The sequence below is a fragment of the Lactobacillus sp. RTP31084st1_F9_RTP31084_210423 genome, from assembly GCF_040919545.1.
Taxonomy (GTDB): domain Bacteria; phylum Bacillota; class Bacilli; order Lactobacillales; family Lactobacillaceae; genus Lactobacillus; species Lactobacillus paragasseri.
In genome coordinates this window covers 156,381-174,393 of sequence record NZ_JBCOVH010000002.1, presented here as the reverse complement: position 1 = coordinate 174,393, position 18,013 = coordinate 156,381, and the positions used below count along the sequence as shown (strand labels likewise).

The 18,013-nt window shown below is 34.8% G+C and carries 18 protein-coding genes and 1 pseudogene; 5 read left to right on the top strand and 14 right to left on the bottom strand.

The window, feature by feature from the left end; all coding sequences use genetic code 11:
• Positions 1 to 130: 130 nt before the first annotated feature.
• The 5 genes from AB5359_RS06085 to AB5359_RS06065 all read right to left on the bottom strand — a co-directional run bounded on the left by AB5359_RS06085 (position 131) and on the right by AB5359_RS06065 (position 4,438).
• Positions 131 to 1,012: an aldose 1-epimerase family protein gene (locus AB5359_RS06085; RefSeq protein WP_020806599.1), complete on the bottom strand. Its 882-nt coding sequence runs from the start codon at positions 1,010 to 1,012 to the stop codon at positions 131 to 133.
• Between the two features lie 284 nt (positions 1,013 to 1,296).
• Positions 1,297 to 2,160, bottom strand: a complete 864-nt coding sequence (locus tag AB5359_RS06080) for a GRP family sugar transporter (protein WP_003649565.1) — start codon at positions 2,158 to 2,160, stop codon at positions 1,297 to 1,299.
• 72 nt (positions 2,161 to 2,232) lie between these two features.
• Positions 2,233 to 2,946: a hypothetical protein gene (locus AB5359_RS06075; RefSeq protein WP_368279834.1), complete on the bottom strand. Its 714-nt coding sequence runs from the start codon at positions 2,944 to 2,946 to the stop codon at positions 2,233 to 2,235.
• Between the two features lie 102 nt (positions 2,947 to 3,048).
• On the bottom strand, positions 3,049 to 3,981 hold the full coding sequence (locus AB5359_RS06070; protein WP_003647925.1) for a glycosyltransferase family 2 protein: 933 nt from the start codon (positions 3,979 to 3,981) through the stop codon (positions 3,049 to 3,051).
• A gap of 19 nt (positions 3,982 to 4,000) precedes the next feature.
• Positions 4,001 to 4,438: a GtrA family protein gene (locus AB5359_RS06065; RefSeq protein WP_048687189.1), complete on the bottom strand. Its 438-nt coding sequence runs from the start codon at positions 4,436 to 4,438 to the stop codon at positions 4,001 to 4,003.
• Positions 4,439 to 4,613: 175 nt separating this feature from the next.
• Here AB5359_RS06065 and rpsN point away from each other — a divergent pair, with 175 nt between their 5' ends.
• The gene (gene rpsN / locus AB5359_RS06060; protein WP_048687191.1) at positions 4,614 to 4,871 is read left to right on the top strand and encodes a 30S ribosomal protein S14; all 258 of its coding nucleotides are present in this window, start codon (positions 4,614 to 4,616) and stop codon (positions 4,869 to 4,871) included.
• A 101-nt stretch (positions 4,872 to 4,972) separates the two neighbouring features.
• Here the strand turns inward: rpsN and AB5359_RS06055 are convergent, their stop codons facing one another.
• From AB5359_RS06055 to AB5359_RS06045, 3 genes are all read right to left on the bottom strand, one after another.
• Positions 4,973 to 5,368, bottom strand: a complete 396-nt coding sequence (locus AB5359_RS06055; protein WP_024273004.1) for a type II toxin-antitoxin system HicB family antitoxin — start codon at positions 5,366 to 5,368, stop codon at positions 4,973 to 4,975.
• Positions 5,369 to 5,388: 20 nt separating this feature from the next.
• Positions 5,389 to 5,598 carry a hypothetical protein gene (locus tag AB5359_RS06050; protein ID WP_048687194.1) on the bottom strand — a complete coding sequence of 70 codons (210 nt, stop codon included), beginning with the start codon at positions 5,596 to 5,598 and terminating at the stop codon, positions 5,389 to 5,391.
• Positions 5,599 to 5,746: 148 nt separating this feature from the next.
• Positions 5,747 to 6,439 (bottom strand): 2,3-diphosphoglycerate-dependent phosphoglycerate mutase, encoded by a 693-nt coding sequence (locus AB5359_RS06045; protein ID WP_003650693.1) that lies wholly within the window; start codon positions 6,437 to 6,439, stop codon positions 5,747 to 5,749.
• Positions 6,440 to 6,598: 159 nt separating this feature from the next.
• Between AB5359_RS06045 and AB5359_RS06040 the strand changes: the two genes are divergently transcribed.
• The 4 genes from AB5359_RS06040 (at position 6,599) to AB5359_RS06025 (ending at position 9,710) form a co-directional block, all read left to right on the top strand.
• Positions 6,599 to 7,021: a PAS domain-containing protein gene (locus tag AB5359_RS06040; protein WP_048687196.1), complete on the top strand. Its 423-nt coding sequence runs from the start codon at positions 6,599 to 6,601 to the stop codon at positions 7,019 to 7,021.
• 83 nt (positions 7,022 to 7,104) lie between these two features.
• Entirely contained in the window at positions 7,105 to 7,932 is an 828-nt protein-coding gene (locus AB5359_RS06035) for a DUF6612 family protein (protein ID WP_048687198.1), read from the top strand.
• A 21-nt stretch (positions 7,933 to 7,953) separates the two neighbouring features.
• The gene (locus AB5359_RS06030) at positions 7,954 to 8,736 is read left to right on the top strand and encodes a hypothetical protein (protein ID WP_048687199.1); all 783 of its coding nucleotides are present in this window, start codon (positions 7,954 to 7,956) and stop codon (positions 8,734 to 8,736) included.
• Between the two features lie 11 nt (positions 8,737 to 8,747).
• Positions 8,748 to 9,710, top strand: a complete 963-nt coding sequence (locus AB5359_RS06025) for a Gfo/Idh/MocA family protein (RefSeq protein ID WP_048687201.1) — start codon at positions 8,748 to 8,750, stop codon at positions 9,708 to 9,710.
• Between the two features lie 39 nt (positions 9,711 to 9,749).
• On the opposite strand, the gene AB5359_RS06020 is transcribed toward AB5359_RS06025, so the two are convergent.
• From AB5359_RS06020 to AB5359_RS05995, 6 genes and pseudogenes are all read right to left on the bottom strand, one after another.
• Positions 9,750 to 11,576 (bottom strand): monovalent cation:proton antiporter family protein, encoded by a 1,827-nt coding sequence (locus AB5359_RS06020; protein WP_077410102.1) that lies wholly within the window; start codon positions 11,574 to 11,576, stop codon positions 9,750 to 9,752.
• 89 nt (positions 11,577 to 11,665) lie between these two features.
• Complete coding sequence (locus AB5359_RS06015) at positions 11,666 to 12,496, bottom strand: PfkB family carbohydrate kinase (protein ID WP_048687205.1); 831 nt, start codon at positions 12,494 to 12,496, stop codon at positions 11,666 to 11,668.
• Between the two features lie 70 nt (positions 12,497 to 12,566).
• Positions 12,567 to 15,328 (bottom strand): annotated as a pseudogene (locus AB5359_RS06010) (GH25 family lysozyme).
• Positions 15,329 to 15,384: 56 nt separating this feature from the next.
• On the bottom strand, positions 15,385 to 17,268 hold the full coding sequence (locus AB5359_RS06005) for a glycoside hydrolase family 73 protein (RefSeq protein WP_048687207.1): 1,884 nt from the start codon (positions 17,266 to 17,268) through the stop codon (positions 15,385 to 15,387).
• Between the two features lie 203 nt (positions 17,269 to 17,471).
• Positions 17,472 to 17,711: a DUF2922 domain-containing protein gene (locus AB5359_RS06000; protein WP_003647935.1), complete on the bottom strand. Its 240-nt coding sequence runs from the start codon at positions 17,709 to 17,711 to the stop codon at positions 17,472 to 17,474.
• Positions 17,712 to 17,756: 45 nt separating this feature from the next.
• Complete coding sequence (locus AB5359_RS05995) at positions 17,757 to 17,966, bottom strand: hypothetical protein (RefSeq protein ID WP_003649580.1); 210 nt, start codon at positions 17,964 to 17,966, stop codon at positions 17,757 to 17,759.
• Positions 17,967 to 18,013: the final 47 nt, after the last annotated feature.

Below are 18,013 nucleotides of genomic sequence, written 5' to 3'. Positions count from 1 at the left end.
TATTCTTTCTCAAACTTTCTTAAAACAAGGATATTATAGCAAAATTACACTCTGAAAACTTTATTATGCCAAATCTTAAACAATTAGTAAAAAAAGAGGAAAACTTCACACAGCTTCCCTCTTTTCATATTTATTCTAAAGTAATTGTAGTTGAAAAATGTGAATTTTCATCTGGTGCTAGGAAGTTATTGCCTTCTTTTTCCATCCAGTCGGTCAATTCACTGCTCTTAATATCTGGCAAGCCAGCAAAAGGTTCCATACATAAAAACTTAGCTTCTGGATCAGTCATGGTCCATAGCGCTACATATGGGAAATCTTCCAACGTTAAAGAAATTTTATGTTCTGATTTGGCACTACTTAACTCAATCCCGGTTAAACCTGGATTATTAATAATGATCAAACCATCATCAAATTCTGAATACGATAGCGGCAAAGTTCCCTTTTGTGCATTAGGTACTGGAATGACCTTACCATTTCTAAATGGAATTGGATCAATTTGAAATTGAGTTAATTCTGTCACTTCTGGGCTCAAAGTTAACTCATGATCTGAAAATTTCAATTCATCTCCAGCTATTGGCACATTAAAGCCTGGGTGAAAACCAAGTCCAAATGGCATCGTTTCTTCTGAATTATTTTTAACCAAAAATTCTACCTTTAATTGATTAGCTTCTAGCGTATAGGTAACCATCAGACTAAAATGAAATGGATAAACAGCTAGAGTTTCTTCATTTTCAGTTAAAGTCAGACTTACTCGATCGTCTCCCTTATCAACAACTGTCCAAGGATAGTCACGAGCGAAGCCATGTTGCTTCATTTCATATGTTTTCCCATTTAAAATATATTTATTGTCATTTGATCTTCCGATTGCCGGAAAAAGAATTGGAGCATGTCTTTCCCACTCGCTCCCATTCCAAATGTAGTCGGCATTAGTAGTCTTATCGACTACGTGCGTAAGCTGAGCACCGACCTCATTAATTTCAACCTTTAACTGGTTGTTTTCAATTGTTAGCATCCATTGTCCTCCTAAACAATTTCGACCGATCCTATTCTGAAAATATCACGCCACACTCAATATGTCAACTGTAAGCGATAACATATAGTTTATTATTGGATTCTTTATTTCTTAATTTGTTATTTAATTTTTACGTACAATATACCTTTTAAACCTCTATTGTATTTAACTTGACTTTTAATTTGGTTCTAATACAATTAAAAGTGTTCTAATACTAAAAATATTTAAGAATTAGGACAAGTTGATACAAAGAAGGCATCCCTCTGGGATGCCTTTTTTCATTTCTAGAATAATGTAGTTAACATTGCACCGCCAATAATTAAAACTAGGCCTGCAATGGTAAAAATCAAACCGTTGCGAGTTTTCTTTTCATGTAAGAAAATCAAGCCACCTAAAGTAGAAATAACTACGCAAAGTTGAGAAATAACGAAGGCCATGTTAACTCCGTTATCTTGAACGGAAAGAATGTAAGCTAAAGCAGCAATTGCATATAGAATGCCTGCTCCACCACTTTGAACAGTAGATTTTTCTTTCCAAACATGTAAATTTTTAGTAACAAGCGTATAGATAAACACAGCTACAAGCATACCAAAGGTTTGACCAAAGAAGATTGAAATACTGCTTCCATGTAAAGCCTTTGGAATTGAGCTTGAAGTAATGTAGCCAAGTGAAGTTAAAACAAGCAAAATAATTGTACTTATCTGATTAGACTTATTACCTTCGCTTGTTCCGCGATCAGTTAATGAAGTTAAAACAACTCCAATAATTAATACTAGAATACCAATAAAGCCATAAAGCTTAGCTTGCGGACTAGCCCATTCACCAAAAGCAAGCACACCTACAAGAGGTACACCAATTAACTGTAAACCGGTTGAAATCGGCATTGTTTCAGAAACACCAATTTTTTCATAAGAAATGTATTGACCAACTTGACCAATTACCCAGCAAGCACCACCTAATGCAGAAAGCAAAAATAGTGACCAGCTCATTGCTGGATGCATAATTGCCATTACAATTGCACCAAAAATAAATGAAGCTGCAACTGTACCAACGATTTGATTATAAACTGTACTATTCTTTACACTAGCAATAACAAGGGGCATCAGTCCCCAGCCAATTGCTGGTAAAAACAAATAAACATATTTCATAATTTTGTATCTCTCCCTAAACTTTTAAACAATTTATTCTATCAGGGATTAATACTGTCTGGCAAGAGTCAATTATGAAATCCTTTTCTTTTTCATTAAGATCCGATTGCTACGCCAGACTAAAATTAGCATAATTATTTCACCGATTATTGGCAAAAAGATAATATTTAACGAGGTTGCACTTGCAAAGATCATGTGCAGGACAACTGCCGCTAAAATCATGATCCAAGAAGTCCATCTTCTAAACCAAGGCTGCCAAATACTTCCTGCTAAAACTAGATAGTATACACAAAGTAGAAATCCTAAAATAAGTAGCCAAGTTTGTCCTTGTACAGTAAAAATTTCAGCACCCATTAGTGCCGCAAAACCGCTGATATAGGCCAAATAGGCTAAAACCAGCATCATCACTAACCTAATAATTAACAATTCACTATTCTTTTGTTTCATTACAAGATTATTTTTAAAAATTACCATCCCAATCCAGGTTAATAAAAGCAAAGCAATAACTAGACCAATAACGAAATTCATTGCCATTTGATTAGTCATTAAAAAGACAATAATTAAAATCAATCCTAATTCATAATAGAAATTCAAAGCAAAGATACTGCTTTTTAATTCCATTGGTAGCCAGAGTAAGACCACTGCAATAATAAAGAAAATTGCACATCTACCCTTAAGTCCCTGATCAACTGCTGCGTAGTTAGGCACATAAACCAAAATTGCAGCCAAAACTTCAAGAATAGATAAAGCAATTTTTATCCACGTATTTTGACTAAAGTTTTTCATTCTAAAATTCTCCCTCGTTAAGATTATCTCACTTTTCAAATTTATAATCTCACAAAAAAAGTTTCGGAATTTAGATGATAATTCCGAAACTTTTTGCCATGTTTATTTTTTCTCTTTAATAATATAAATTGGTCGATTCTTAACTTGGATATATACCCTGCCGATATATTTACCTAAAATACCAATGCAGAGTAGTTGCAAACCACCCAGCAGCAAAATAATGCATACCATCGAAGCCCAACCAAAGATGCTTGAACCAGGGTAGAGTGCTCTGCGAATAATCACAATGATCAAGCCAATAATTGATAAAACAAATGATCCAGTACCAATCCAAACAGCTAAGTTAAGTGGTGCTTGTGAAAAGTCCGCAATTCCGTCCATTGCATATTTGAACAATTTCCAAGTGTTCCAATCACTTTCGCCAGCTACACGTTCAACATTGTGATAGTCCAAATACTTAGTCTTAAATCCAACCCAAGAGAAGATTCCCTTTGAAAAACGATTGTATTCAGGCATATCTAAAACCGCATTTACCATTTGACGAGTCATCATTCGGTAGTCACGAGCACCTGGTACAATTTCAGTATCAGAAATCTTATTAACAACCTTATAGAACATATCGCTTAAGAAAGACTTAAACTTGGCTTCCCCTGTACGGTCAACACGACGAGTTCCAATACAGTCATATTCTCCAGTCTTAATCAAATCATACATTTGTGGTAAAAACTTAGGTGGATCTTGTAAGTCAACGTCCATTACGACTACATAATCTCCAGTTGCAGCTTGAAGTCCAGCATAAAGCGCAGACTCCTTACCAAAGTTTCTTGAAAATGAAACAAAGTGAACATGTTCTGGATCTTTTTTACGTAATTCTTTAATTTCCTTAAGAGTATTATCTTTTGAACCATCATTAATGAACCAATATTCTGGCTCTAAATCTGGAATTGTATCCATTACTTTATTCACAGCTGGATAAAAAAGTGGTACAGATTCCTCTTCGTTATAACACGGAACAATAATTGACAATTTTTTCATATTTTAACAGGCTTTCTGATTACTTTCTAACGTCTACTTTTGACTTAGTAGTTTTAATTTTTCTAAATGTAAGTAACTTATTAATTACGAATTGAATTAAGGTAGCGATAAATGTAGAAACGGCCTTAACAATTAGTTGATTAAAGCCTAACTGAGTTACGAAGATAAATAAACATAATGTAGTAAATAAAGTCGTAATTTGTCCAACTAAATAGTAAGAAACGAATCTTATTAACAACTTATCGTGAACCTTAAAGTTAAGAAAACTATTCCAAAAAAAGTTATTGATTAACCCACAAGATGATGAAATAAAATTAGCTACTTCGACTTGCATTTTAAAATGGGTAAGGAGTGCGAAAATTCCAAAATCAACACCTAATCCTAACACACCAATTAATACATAAATAATCAGCTGTCGCAAGTCTTCATTATGAAGTATTCTTTTAAAAATACCCACGGCTTCTTTTCCCTTCTTTAATCAGTCATTACTTATTTTAAACTAATTCTTTTTAAAATACTTTCTTTTTGACAAATTATTAATAATTTAATACAATATGCTTACTTTAAGTTAGCTCAAATTATTATAGTTAATCTTTATCACATTCAAATTCTATATTCGAAAGGAAAGATATATGGCAAAAAAATCAAAAATTGTTAAAGCTGCTAAGCAGCGCGAATTAATTAAAAAATACTACAAATTAAAAGAAGCTGGTGACGTAGAAGCATTAGCGAAACTGCCACTTGATGCTCATCCAACTCACTACCACAACCGTGATTTACACGATGGTAGACCACATGGTTATATGCGTAAGTTTGGTATGTCACGTTTACGCTTCAAAGAACTAGCACATAAGGGACAACTTCCTGGTGTACGTAAGGCTAGTTGGTAAAAATTATAAGACTAGCTCTTAGTTAAATCAAAACTTAAATATAAAAATATAATAGTCACACTTAAAAAGCCTCCCGTTTGGGAGGCTTTTTGCTTATTTTTTTAATTCTGATAGCTTAACTTTTTTCTCAAAGCTTCTGTTAGTACTTTAGAAAAATTCAAATGATGTTTTTCAGCTTCTGTTGCTAGATTCAAAGGAACTGTTACATTTTTGCGAATTGTTTTTTCAAAATTAGAAGCTGCTTTTGACAAATCAGCTGATACCAAAGCAACGAAAGCTCCTTCATCATTAACCTTAATTTTTGAAGGATCAGTCATTTTTGGAAATTCTTTTTCATCAAATAAAACTGTTGCTAATGCATCAGAAGCCATATCAAAAGCATCTGCCAATCCATGTCCTTCTGTTATAGCACCTTTAACGTCGGGAAAACTGATAAAGTAAACATCTTTTGCAATTGGCTTAAAAATTGCTGGATAAGTTACGATTCTTTTTTTCATATCAATCTTTTCTCCAATCATTATCTATTTAAATTATCAGGCACCTCAAGATCTAATTCCTTATAAAGTGCCTTAACTGTAAAAAATGATATTTCCCTATGGCGAGCTAAAGGTGCTTTCATCCCATTTGAGGGATTTACCACTCGGGCGTGTCTATTATTTCTCTTACCTTCATCAATTATCATTCCCTTACTAAGTAGATCCTTGATGATGTCTCTTCGCTTAACCAATTTTTCTCTCCTTGCTAATAATTATACACACATGCGCATAAATTATAAATTTTTGCTACATATTTAATTACGCAAAAGAGTAAAAAATTTTTTATAACAAAAAAACTCCGACTTTCGTCGGAGTTCTTTAATACTCAATAACTAAAAATTAGTCGTCAAGCTTTTCCTTGTTAACAACATCTAACTTGTCGTCAAATGTGTAAACAACTGGTTCACCAGTCTTCATTTCTAAGTTCATGATATCATCATCTGAGATGTTTTCAATGTACTTAGTTAAAGCACGAAGTGAGTTACCATGTGCAGCAATAATAACGTTCTTGCCGTCAAGTAAATCTGGAGCAATGTGATCTTCCCAGAATGGCATTACACGGTCAAGACATACGTGTAAGTTTTCTGCCTTAGGAACGATGTGTGGATCCAAGTTTGCGTAACGACGGTCATGTGCTTGACTAAATTCGTTGTCATCATCAATAGCTGGTGGCAAAACATCGTATGAACGACGCCAAATGTGAACTTGTTCGTCACCATATTTTTCAGCAGTAGCTTTCTTGTTTAAACCTTGAAGAGCACCGTAATGACGTTCATTTAATCTCCAAGTCTTAGTTTCTGGAATCCAAAGTTGGTCACTTTCTTCAAGTGCATAGTGCAAAGTCTTGATAGCACGAGTTAATAATGAAGTGTAAGCTTGATCAAATTCAAGACCGTGTTCCTTAATTAAACGACCAGCCTTCTTAGCTTCTTCAACACCTTTTTCTGAAAGGTTTACATCAACCCAACCAGTAAATTGGTTAGAAAGGTTCCATTCACTTTGACCGTGACGAATTAAAACTAATTTCGACATGAACTGTATCTCCTTTAAAATTCAATGTTTCATTAACTATTTTACACGCTTATGAGAAATTTTCATAGGAATTACGAAAAAAAGCTTTATTAATCCACAATTTTTTAATGTTAAAATAACAATAGATATATTAATTTGGATAGATTGGAAGAATTACCTATGGATAATATCAATTTAGACGGAGGTCATCTCTCACTTGAACAGCTAAATGCAATCTTTAGAACTGTTCCACAAGAAATGGACGTTTTAGATGAAAATGACCGCATTGTCTGGTCATCAATGAATAAAAATCGCCTCTTCAAGCGAACAAAAAAAGATATTGGTAAAACTGTTTTTGAGGTGCATCCCGGCCATAGCCAAAGACACGTTAAAGAAGTTTTAAACCAAATGCACGCAGGTAATCGTAAAAATATTTCAATTATGATCACTAAAGATGAACAGCCAATAAATATTTCTTTCTATAGTCTCCACAACGAAGATGGAAAATATATTGGTTGCATCGAAGTAACACAAGCAGTTAAAAATTTGCAAGTCAAGGGTAGTAAGTTACGAAATATTTTAAATGTCCTTAAAAAGCACTAAAGTTAAGCTCTTATAATACTTTTTTCAACAGAAAATAGAGTAAAATAGTATACGATAGATACATTTATTGGGGGAATATTTTTATGAAGAAAAAATTCGGCTTGCTACTTTTATTGGGAGCAATTTTAGTTTCTATAACTACAGCTTGTTCAAAGAATACCAGTAAACCAAAAACTAGTCCTGAGCCTTCTGCAAGTTCGCTAATTAATGCCAAATTTAATTCTAGCTTAGCCAACGGTCATTTCACTCAAACAATTAATTCTGATGAAATGAGTCAAAAATCAAAATCGGAAGGTCTTTTTAAAGATAAAGGCGATGTAACGAATCTTACTTACACCTTGACTCAAAAGAAAAAATCACAAACGGAACAAATGTGGTTAACTAAAAAAGACATGTACCTTCTTTTAGAGCAAAATAAAGGGCACTGGATTAAAAATTCGGTTAATGCCGATACTTTTGATCCAGATCAAGTAAAAGAAAGATTTGATCCTGCAACTTTTAAGAAAATCAATAAAGCACTTGCTAAAAAGGCTACTGTTCAAAAGAAAAACGGCAACTATGAAATCAGTTTTAACGGTACTGATTCTAGCCTATGGAATGCAGTTAATTCACTTGTCATTGACGCTATGAACACTCCAGGCTCACAAAACATGCAAGTAGCTCGTCTAGTTAAATCAGCTCAAGTACAGAACTTAAAAATTACTTATTTAGTTGATCCTGCAACAAAAAAGATTGAGTCGATGACTTTCAAGGCTCAATACACTGCTGGTGGAAAATATAACTTCACTTGGAACTTAACTTATGATCAACTTGGCCAACATGCCGACTTAGCAGTTCCTGCTGATATTCAGAAGAATGCGATTGACGCTGAAGAGATCAAGAAAGCTCAAGCTGAGCAAAACAATCAATAATCATTTTAGAAAGAAAAACTAATGCAGAAAAATAAAGCAAAAAATAAAAAGATTATTTTTCCTAACAATCAAGGCGGCAAAATTGCCGCTTTAATTTTAGCCATTATTATTTTAGTAGTAATTATTTGGGGTGCCATCTTCGCCTTTGGCAAGCCTAGTCCTAAAGCTGCCTTAACTAAAGCAGCAGATACTGCTATCAAAACAGCTCGTGTTGATGTTAAAACTACCAATTCAAAAGGCAAAATGTACTCAAATTACGTCGTTGGTCCTAATAATACAATTCATATCACAATGAAAAGTATTCCAAAATCAGATACAAATTCCGAGCTCTGGTCTAACGATCACTATGTCTACCATCGTGATAATAATGAAGCGTGGAATTATATTAAGCAAAATGCAATCTTTAATGAAGTTTACTCTGGCTACAAAAAACTCTATACAGCTCATAACTTCAAGCAATTCTCTGATGATGCTTTTAAGCAGTTAAAACTCAAATCTAATGGCTTCAATGGCTATGTAATTTTTTACCATGGCGATGATCAAGATGTCATTAAAAGCATGCAAAAAGCCACTTCAGTAGCTTCCACAAGTGACCCGCAGTCAAGTAATGTAAAAAGAATTGAACTTCGAGTTAAGGTTAACCGCCAAAAAGAACTAACCGATCTCTACTACAAAGTTACTTACTATAGTAAAAAAGAAGGCACCTTATCACTTCATTTATACGATGTTAACCAAGTTAAGAAACTAAAGATTCCAACCTCGGTTACTAAAAATGCAAAAAAACTAAATATTAAATCAAATTAAAGGAGAAACTTATGAAATTAGGTATTATTGGTTCTGGAAAAATTGTCCATGATTTTCTAACAATTGCTGATCAAATTCCCGATCTCGAACTTACAGCTCTTGCAACTACTAAGAGAAGTCATAAAATTGGCCTAGATTTACAAAAAGAGTATCAGATTACTAAATTGTACGATAATAATGCTGACTTATTTAATGATCCTGATGTTGATACTGTTTATGTAGCGGTACCAAACAGTTTGCACTTTTCTATTTCAAAAGAAGCCCTTGAAGCAGGTAAAAATGTTATTTGCGAAAAGCCTTTTGTTGCAACTGTTGATGAAGCAAGAGAATTAAAAGCAATTGCTGATCAAAAGAAGCTGATCATCATTGAAGCCATAACTAACATTTATTTGGAAAACTTTAAATTTATCGAAGAAAATCTAGATAAAATTGCTCCAATTCACGTAGTTAACCTTAATTACACTCAATATTCTAGCCGTTATGATGCCTTTCTAGCTGGAGATATTCAACCAGCCTTTGATCCTAAAAAAGACGGTGGCGCTTTGATGGATCTAGGAATTTACAATTTGCATATTATTATCAAGTTATTTGGTAAACCAGAATCTATCAATTATTTCCCTACAATGCAGAAAAATATCGACACCTCAGGCATCCTGCACCTCAATTATTCTAACAAACAAGCTAGTTCAATCGCCGCTAAAGACAGTTTCTCACCTAATGTCAGCACTATTGAAGGTGAAAAAGGTGCACTTATTATTTATGGTCATCCTAATGAAATACCTAAAGTCGGAATGCAATTAAAAGGACAAGAAGTTAAAGTTATCAACAACAATAAGTATTCTCACCGAATGGTGGCTGAATTTATTGAATTTATTAAAATTATTGATCAGCATAAGTTCAAAGAAGCTGATCACGCCTTTGTCCATAGTTTAAATACCTTATCTGTTTTACAAGAAGCTAAAAGTCAACGTTAACCAAAAGGACAGGAATTAAAATCCTGCCCTTTTATTTTACTAATTTTTTCTTCCTAGTTCTTCTCGTACTCTTTCTGCATCTTCACCTTTAGCTGTAAAGATCAAATGATCACCAGTTTCAATAATCGTATTACCATGCGGTACTAACCAAGTACCATTTCTCCAAATTCGACTTACCGTCATTTGTTCAATAAAGTCAAGATTCATCAACTTTTGACCAGCATATTTATGATTTCTAACCGTAACTTCAAAAAGACCATTTTTAGTATCAGTTAGAATTCTTAGAATAGATGGCGATTCAATCAAAGCACGTAAAACTGAAGTTTGAACATTAAAGAGATTATAGATTTCAATCTTTTCATTGGTTAAGTTCTTAATTGTTTCTGGCTTTGGTCGCTCTTGACTTGCAATTACTCTTTGAACGCCATGTTCTTTAGCCATTCGAGCAATTTTACGGTTCAATTCATCTTCAATAAATCCAGCTACCAAAATATCACAGTTAAAGACGCCGGCTTTTTCTAAACAAGTTTCTTCAAGACTTGAAATCAACTTTAAATTAGCGACCTTACTCTTATAAGTATCATAATTTTCTTGCTTATGAGTTACTAAAAGAACGTCGTACCAGTTATCATGTAATTCCTGCGCAACCGGTACAGTCATCACATTTGTCCCCATAATAACAACTCTTTGCTTAATCTTATCTTCTTTAGTCAGCTTAAAGATTGAGTTAAACAAAATTGGTCCTAAAATACATACCACAACGGCTGCTAAAATAAAGGCATCTGATTGAGTTTCTGTAATTGCATTTAACTTACGAGCAACTTCTAACGTTGGAAGCACGATCGTAATCGTAGTCATAATTAAAAATGTTCCTGCAATACTATTACGCTTATTAAAGCTACGAACATAAACTAAAAAGATTGGCAGCTTTGATAAAAGCAGGAATAAAACCAAAACTGGAATTAACATTAAGGCATTCGGATTAGTGATTAAAGTCTTAAGATCTAGCTTAACACCAGTTGTAATAAAGAAAATCGGAATAAAAAAACCATAACCAATAGAAGTCAATTTATCCATCGTTGCTTCGCTTGGTTCAAGTAATTTCATAACCATTCCGGCTAAGAAGGCTCCAAGAATATTTTCAGCACCTACTCGTTCGGCAACTGTCACTAAAGTGAAAATTAAGAAAAAGGCTAGTCTAATATCCAATTGCGTAGTAGATTTAGATATTCGGTTAAACCACTGATATGGCTGTTTAAATCTTTTTAGTAGAAGAATTGCCACTAGGAATAATAAAATGATTAACCATAATTTTCCTGCATTACCACCATTAATCGAAGCATAGATAGTTAAAAGCAGTAATGGTATTACTTCTCCTAAAACTGCCGTTAGCAAAATTGTTTGTCCAATTGGACGAGATAAGATTTCTTTTTCTTTTAAGGTTGCAATAACCACTCCTAAAGCTACAGTCATAAAGATGATCATTGCTAGCATTACATCGCTAAAGAGTCCGATTAATTTTAATACCTCAGCTAAAATAAGTGCCATAGCTGTAATCATTGCGAAAGAAAAAACTGCTATCCGAGCTGGATTAATGCTACTTTGCTTAGTATCAGGTAAATCTTTTTTCTTGAATAAGTCAAAATTGATTTCCATTCCAGATAGAAACATCAGTAATATCACGCCTAAATTCGATAGAAGTGATACGCTACTGGTAATTTTAATTGTATTTAATAAGCTCTTACCTAAAATTATTCCAGTTACAATTTCAGCAACGGCAGTTGGAATAGCATTGATCTTGAACCGTGCCATAATAATTGGAATAACTAGAGCAGCTAGACTAACAATAAATAGAGATAAGTCCACTTTTCTTCTCCCTTATTATAAAATTACTGTCATTATACTAAAAAAAGCATCAAAAAATAAGTCGGCCCTAAAAAGCCAACTTATTTTCTTTATTCTGCTTCTTCAAAGGTAATACGTCTTGCAATCACCTGCTTTTGAAGTGCTGGTGTAGTTCTAAAATCAGTAAGCCAGTCGCTTCGAGCTGTATCGCTTCCTGCTGCGATTGCATCTGACAAATTTTTAACTGGCATATAGCCTTTTAGCATCCCAGCAAGAAAAGTACCAAGGAGCGCATCACCACTACCCGTACTATCAACTACTTCTTCAATTTCAGGTGCATGTGCCATCAGGGCATCCATCATATTAACAATTGCAGCGCCATTTGCACCTAAAGACAAAAGAACATGCTGTGCACCCTTAGCTACTAAGTCATGCGCCATATTAATTAATTCTTTCGTAGTTACCTTTTGATTATCTTTTTCAAACCAATGCTTTAATTCCGTTTCATTTGGCTTAATCAATAAAGGATTCATTGGTAAGATATCAAGTACGTTTTCATAAGGAACATCCACTACTAAGCCTGCTGCCTTTTTATCAGCTACTTTTGCAAGATCGGTTAAGTAAACTGGATCAATTCCTTTGGCAAAACCACCGGCAATAACTAAAATGTCGCCGGCTTTTAAGACTTTCAAATAATCTAATAACTTTTGTTGATTTTTAGCGGTGATCTTAATTCCACGCTTTTGTTCAATAAATTGATTTTCAATCTCTGCTTTATCAAGTTCTTCTGCAACTTGTTCTACGTTTTTATGATTCACAATACCAGTTGCAATCGATTCAATACCTAATTTCTTTAAAACAAGTGAAATATTAATTCCCTTACCTACTACACTTTCGCTAGGATCTAAAGTTACTGTATAAATCAAAACTATGTCCTCCATACTTTTTTCATAATTTATTATAAGACAAAAAAGACATGATTCCTATTCGGATCATGTCTTTTCAAGTTATTCATTTATTTTTGAAAACTATCTGTAAGTTCCCCCATGCTTGGTTGTTTAAACGACCTACTAAATAGCCGTATTGACCGTTGGCACGTGGTTGTCTTAACCATACATATTTACCAGCACGGTAGTAAGCATCATACTTAATTACAGTGTTGATTGGTAAAGTTTCAATAATTGGACTCTTGGTACTTGCACCTGTTCTCAAATTGATTGCGCCACCGGTAATGAAGGTACCGTTTTGCTTAGTCCAAGTAGCATTATTGTTAGTTGTAGCTACTACTTTTTGAGTATTTTGGTGAACAACAGGAGTTGTAGCCTTAGCAGAACCTGCTTTGAAAGTGCCCCATGCATTGCCGTTGTTACGTCCTACTAAGTAACCGTATTGGCCATTTGCACGTGGTTGTCTTAACCATGTGTATTGACCAGTAGTACGGTAAGCATCGTACTTAATTTCAGTGTTTGTTGGCAATAATGCAATTACTTTACTGTTAGTGCTTGCACCTGTTCTTAAGTTAATTGCGCCACCGGTAATAAATACGCCATTTTGTTTAGTCCAGTCACTATTTACATTGTTGTTTGTATTAGTATGTACTGGTTGACTTGGCTTGTTAGTATTTTGTGCAGGCTTATTATTTGTTACTGGTTTATTTGAAGTAGCGGAACCGACCTTGAATGTGCCCCATGCATTGCCATTGTTACGTCCTACTAAGTAACCGTATTGACCGTTTGCACGTGGTTGTCTTAACCAGGTATATTGACCTTCAGTACGGTAAGCATCGTATTTAATTTCAGTATTTGTTGGCAATAATGCAATTACCTTACTGTTAGTGCTTGCACCTGTTCTTAAGTTGATTGCGCCGCCTGTGATAAATACGCCATTTTGCTTAGTCCAGTTACTATTTACATTATTGCTTGTATTAGTGTGTACTGGTTGACTTGGCTTGTTAGTGTTTTGTGCAGGCTTATTATTTGTTGCTGGCTTACTTGCTGCAGCAGAACCTGCTTTGAAAGTACCCCATGCATTGCCGTTGTTACGTCCTACTAAGTAACCGTATTGACCGTTAGCACGTGGTTGTCTCAACCATGTGTATTGACCAGTAGTACGGTAAGCATCGTACTTAATTTCAGTGTTTGTTGGAAGTAATGCAATTACCTTGCTGTTAGTGCTTGCACCTGTTCTTAAGTTAATTGCGCCGCCTGTGATAAATACACCGTTTTGCTTAGTCCAGTCACTATTGTTAGTTGCTGGTTTTTGAGCTGACTTATTGTTACTAGTAGCGTGTTGAGCTGGCTTATTATTAGTTGCTGGTTTAGTTGCAACAGCAGAGCCTGCTTTGAAAGTGCCCCATGCACGACCATTATCACGTCCTACTAAATAACCGTATTGACCATTTGCACGTGGTTGTCTCAACCATGTATATTGGCCTTCAGTACGGTAAGCATCGTACTTAATTTCAGTATTGGTTGGTAATAATGCAATTACCTTACTATTGGTGCTTGCACCTGTTCTTAAGTTAATTGTTCCACCGGTAATAAATACACCGTTTTGCTTAGTCCAGTTATTGTTTACATTATTGTTTGTATTTACGTGTACTGGTTGACTTGGCTTGTTAGCTGGCTTAACAGTGTTAGTAGTTGGTTTAGTTACATGGTTAGTAACTGGAGCAACTTTAAAAGTACCCCAATCTTGACCATTTGCGCGTCCCACTAAGTAGCCATATTGGTTGTTAGCACGTGGCTGTCTTAACCATGTGTAGTTACCCCTAGTGCTATAAGCATCGTATTTAACTTCACTGTTTGCTGGAAGTTGAGCAATGATACTACTATTAGTACTTGCACCTGTTCTCAAGTTAATTGCACCACCAGTAGTGAAAGTACCTTCTTGTTTAACCCAGTTAGTATTAACTGCCTTGTTAGAAGTATTAACAAATGGATTCGAAGGGGCTTGACTACTGCTTTGGCCATTAGTATGAACGTTCAAAGTGTTGGTGTTAGCTTGGCTAGCGTTGTTACTCTTATTTGAAAGAGGGAGTACGTTAACATTTCCGTCAACGTTTTGACCACGCCAATTTTGAGTATACTGCCAAATAGCAACATTATTCATTGATGGGAAGTAGTTATAGTCAGGTTGATCTTGACGACCCATAGTTTTATAAGAAGCTACCCATAATGAATTTGGATACTTTTGAGTAACCTTGTTAGTATCAACCTTAGCCTTTAATAACCATTCACTTGAATAAAGCATTGGGTTATAGCCACCATTGTGAACAGTATCCATAAAGCTGTAATTGCGTTAGCACTTGCTTCACGACCACCGTTAGTGTTGTTATGTGCATCTTGTTCCCAGTCAGCTGCTAAATATGAACCTTGTGGCAAACCAGCTTGTTGAGCTGAATTAACAGCATAATTACCTTCTTGAACAGCTCTGTTGCTATCAGCACCAAAGTGAGCATAGTGGTAACCCATTGGCATCATATTGTTTTGTTCAGCATTATTAATTTGACCTTGAGCATGTGGGTTTTGGTAGTTTGTACTTTCAGATACTTTAACTACAGCAAATTTAGCACCTGACTTAGCTTGTTGAGTCAAATTAGTACCTTGCCAGCTTGAAACATCCACACCTGCAGATCTTGCAGGTACATTATCAGTTGCGGCCTGTACTACTTGATGGGTCTTAGTAATACCCATTGGATCAGCAATTGCCAAAGCTGTCATAGCACTAGCACAAGCCAATGCACTAATAAATCTTTTATTTGTTGAACGCATTAAAAACTTCTCCTCCAAAAAATTTTAATGAATTAAATTCTATCCCAATTTATACATTAACGAACTAGTACAGACCTGGCAGATACCCATTGATTTCCGCCAAGGTCATACCAAGTTTGTCCTTGAACGTTTGCTACACGGAAGTATCTCCAGCTTGAGCCGTCTTTCAAGAACTTACCAGCAATTTGATCTTGACCTGGAACACGCCATACTGGTACACCATAGTCTGGCTTAGAATTAATAGTTAATACACCAGATTTTGCAGTAATTTGTGCTTCTTGAGTAGTATATTTTGCCATAATCCATTTACCATTACTAATTTCGTAATATAAGTTGCCATTGTAGTACTTAGAAGCAATAACAACAAATTCTGAGCCAGCTTCAACTTGTTGGTCTAATTTTTGACCATCTGGTGCTGATAAAACATCAACAGTCTTAGTAACCTTAATTAAAACAGTAGATGCAGCCTTAGGAGCAGTATTAGTACTAATCCATTGAGTACCATAGTTATTGTTTGCAGCAGTAGTTACTGCACTTTGGTAACTTTGAACAGGCTTTACAACAGTTTTAGCACTAGTAGTTACTGGAGTTGTCTTAATTTCCTTAACTTCAACTTTCTTAGGTTTAACTACTGGAGCTTCGGTGGTCTTTGCAGCTTCTTTAGTTACAGTAACTGGAGCAGTCTTAACAACTGGAATTGATTCCTTCTTTACAGATTCAACTGGTTTAACTGCTGGAGTTTCAACTTTTTTAACTGTATCAGTAGTTTTAACTACTGGAGTTGCAGTCTTAACTTCTTTGTTTTCAGTTTTAGTAGTTTCAGTTTTTACTGGAGTTGTCTTAGCTGGTTCAGCTTTCACAACGTTCTTCTTAACTTCAACCTTCTTAGGTACAACAGCTAATGAAACAGCTAATTGCTTTACAGGTTGTGCTGCTTTATTTTCAGTTTTAACGTTTAAAGTGGTAGCTTGAACTGGAGTTTTAACTTCAGCGGCACTCTTTACTTTTACAGTTGCAGTTTTTACTGGAGCTGCAGGTGCTTGACTCTTAACTTGTTGAGTTTGTGCTACTGGCGTCTTAACTGCTTGACTTGCTTGACTATTAGTATTAGCGGCAGTATTTTGCTTAGTAGTTGTATTAGTAGTAATTGGACTAAATGCAAGTGCGTTAATCCAGCCAGTACCAATATATGCACGCTTAACACCATTGTTATAAGTGATGTACTTAGTAACATTTACGTTTTGACCAGTTCTTGCAGTACCAACTTGAGTACCAACGCTAGCGTCAACTGGGGCACTCATAATTGGTGTGGTTTGTGCGACTGTACGATTTTCGTTAACAACTTGGGTAACGGGATCGTACTTATCAAATCCATTAGCTGCAATAACACTATTAAGTGTCTGAGCATAGTTTGGTGCAGTTGCATACTTACCTTGTAAACCATTTTGAGTTGCTTGAGCGTAGTTCTTTGAATTTTCTACCCAAGTACCAGAGTAATAGTTACCCATTTGGTTACGTAATAAAGAGCCATTATCTTCAAATGATTCAGTATATGATGGATACTTTCTAAATCCAGCGTTAGTAGTGTAATAACCATTGCTGCCGTACTCACCAGTATTCATATTTACTGATTGCCCATTGTAAGAGCCCTTAATACCGAATAAGTTATTATTAGGCGATTGTGCCAAACCTGATTGACCCCAAGCTGATTCGACCGCTGCTTGAGCAAGCATAACTGAAGTATAAGTACCATACTTAGATGATGCAGTTGTAGCAGCTGGAATAGCTTTGTTTAAAAATTCTTGTTGATATGTTGCAGCTTGAACAGTACCTTCACCAGTTTTTAATGGATTTTCTGGTTTAAGGTTGTTGGTAACTGATATACCGGCAGTTGTGATAAGTGCCGCGGTAGCAATACCAGTGAATGTTCTTTTTTTCATTGCTTAAACTCCCTCCAATTTACATACACCCTTTATTGTAGTGTGGCAAGTTGTCAGATACAACCGAACAGACATTCTGAAATAAAAAAGTAACATAAATTACATACTTTCGTCTCAAAATAAAAAAGGTAATGCCGAAACATTACCCTTTCAAGAGTTTATTTAATAACTTAATTAAGACCCTTATCTCATAAAATATTGCTCTAATTCTTTTCACTATCATCAAACACAGAAGTAACTGTACGTTCAACATATTGAGCAGATAAAGGAGCCTGATATTGATCAACTTCTTCCTTGACAAACAAGTTAGCTTCACAGATTTCGTTCATGGCAGTTTTAACCTCTTCTTCGGTTAAATTTTCTGCTGCATCAGGTAATGATAAGTTTACTTTTTTATTTTTAGCATTTTTAAATGTAAGTCTTAAAGTTTTAGTAGTAGTCATTTTGAATTCTCCTTTAAAATTTTCTATATATTATTCTTTCATTTCTTAAGCTTGAATATCTGAATAAGAAATTAATCTAGCACTTTTAATACCATCATCTTTTTGCAATTTAGACAAAGCCTTGCCAACTTTCATTACGTCTTCAGCACTAGCTTGCTTTTTAACGTTCTTCAAAATTCTGTTTTTCTTACCATTGCTGTATTTTTCACCTGCAAAAGTAAATTGAACTGATTGATCTTTTAAAACAAATTCCATTTTCCTACCTCTGATAATCTAATTAGTAACTAAATATATTTTGTAAG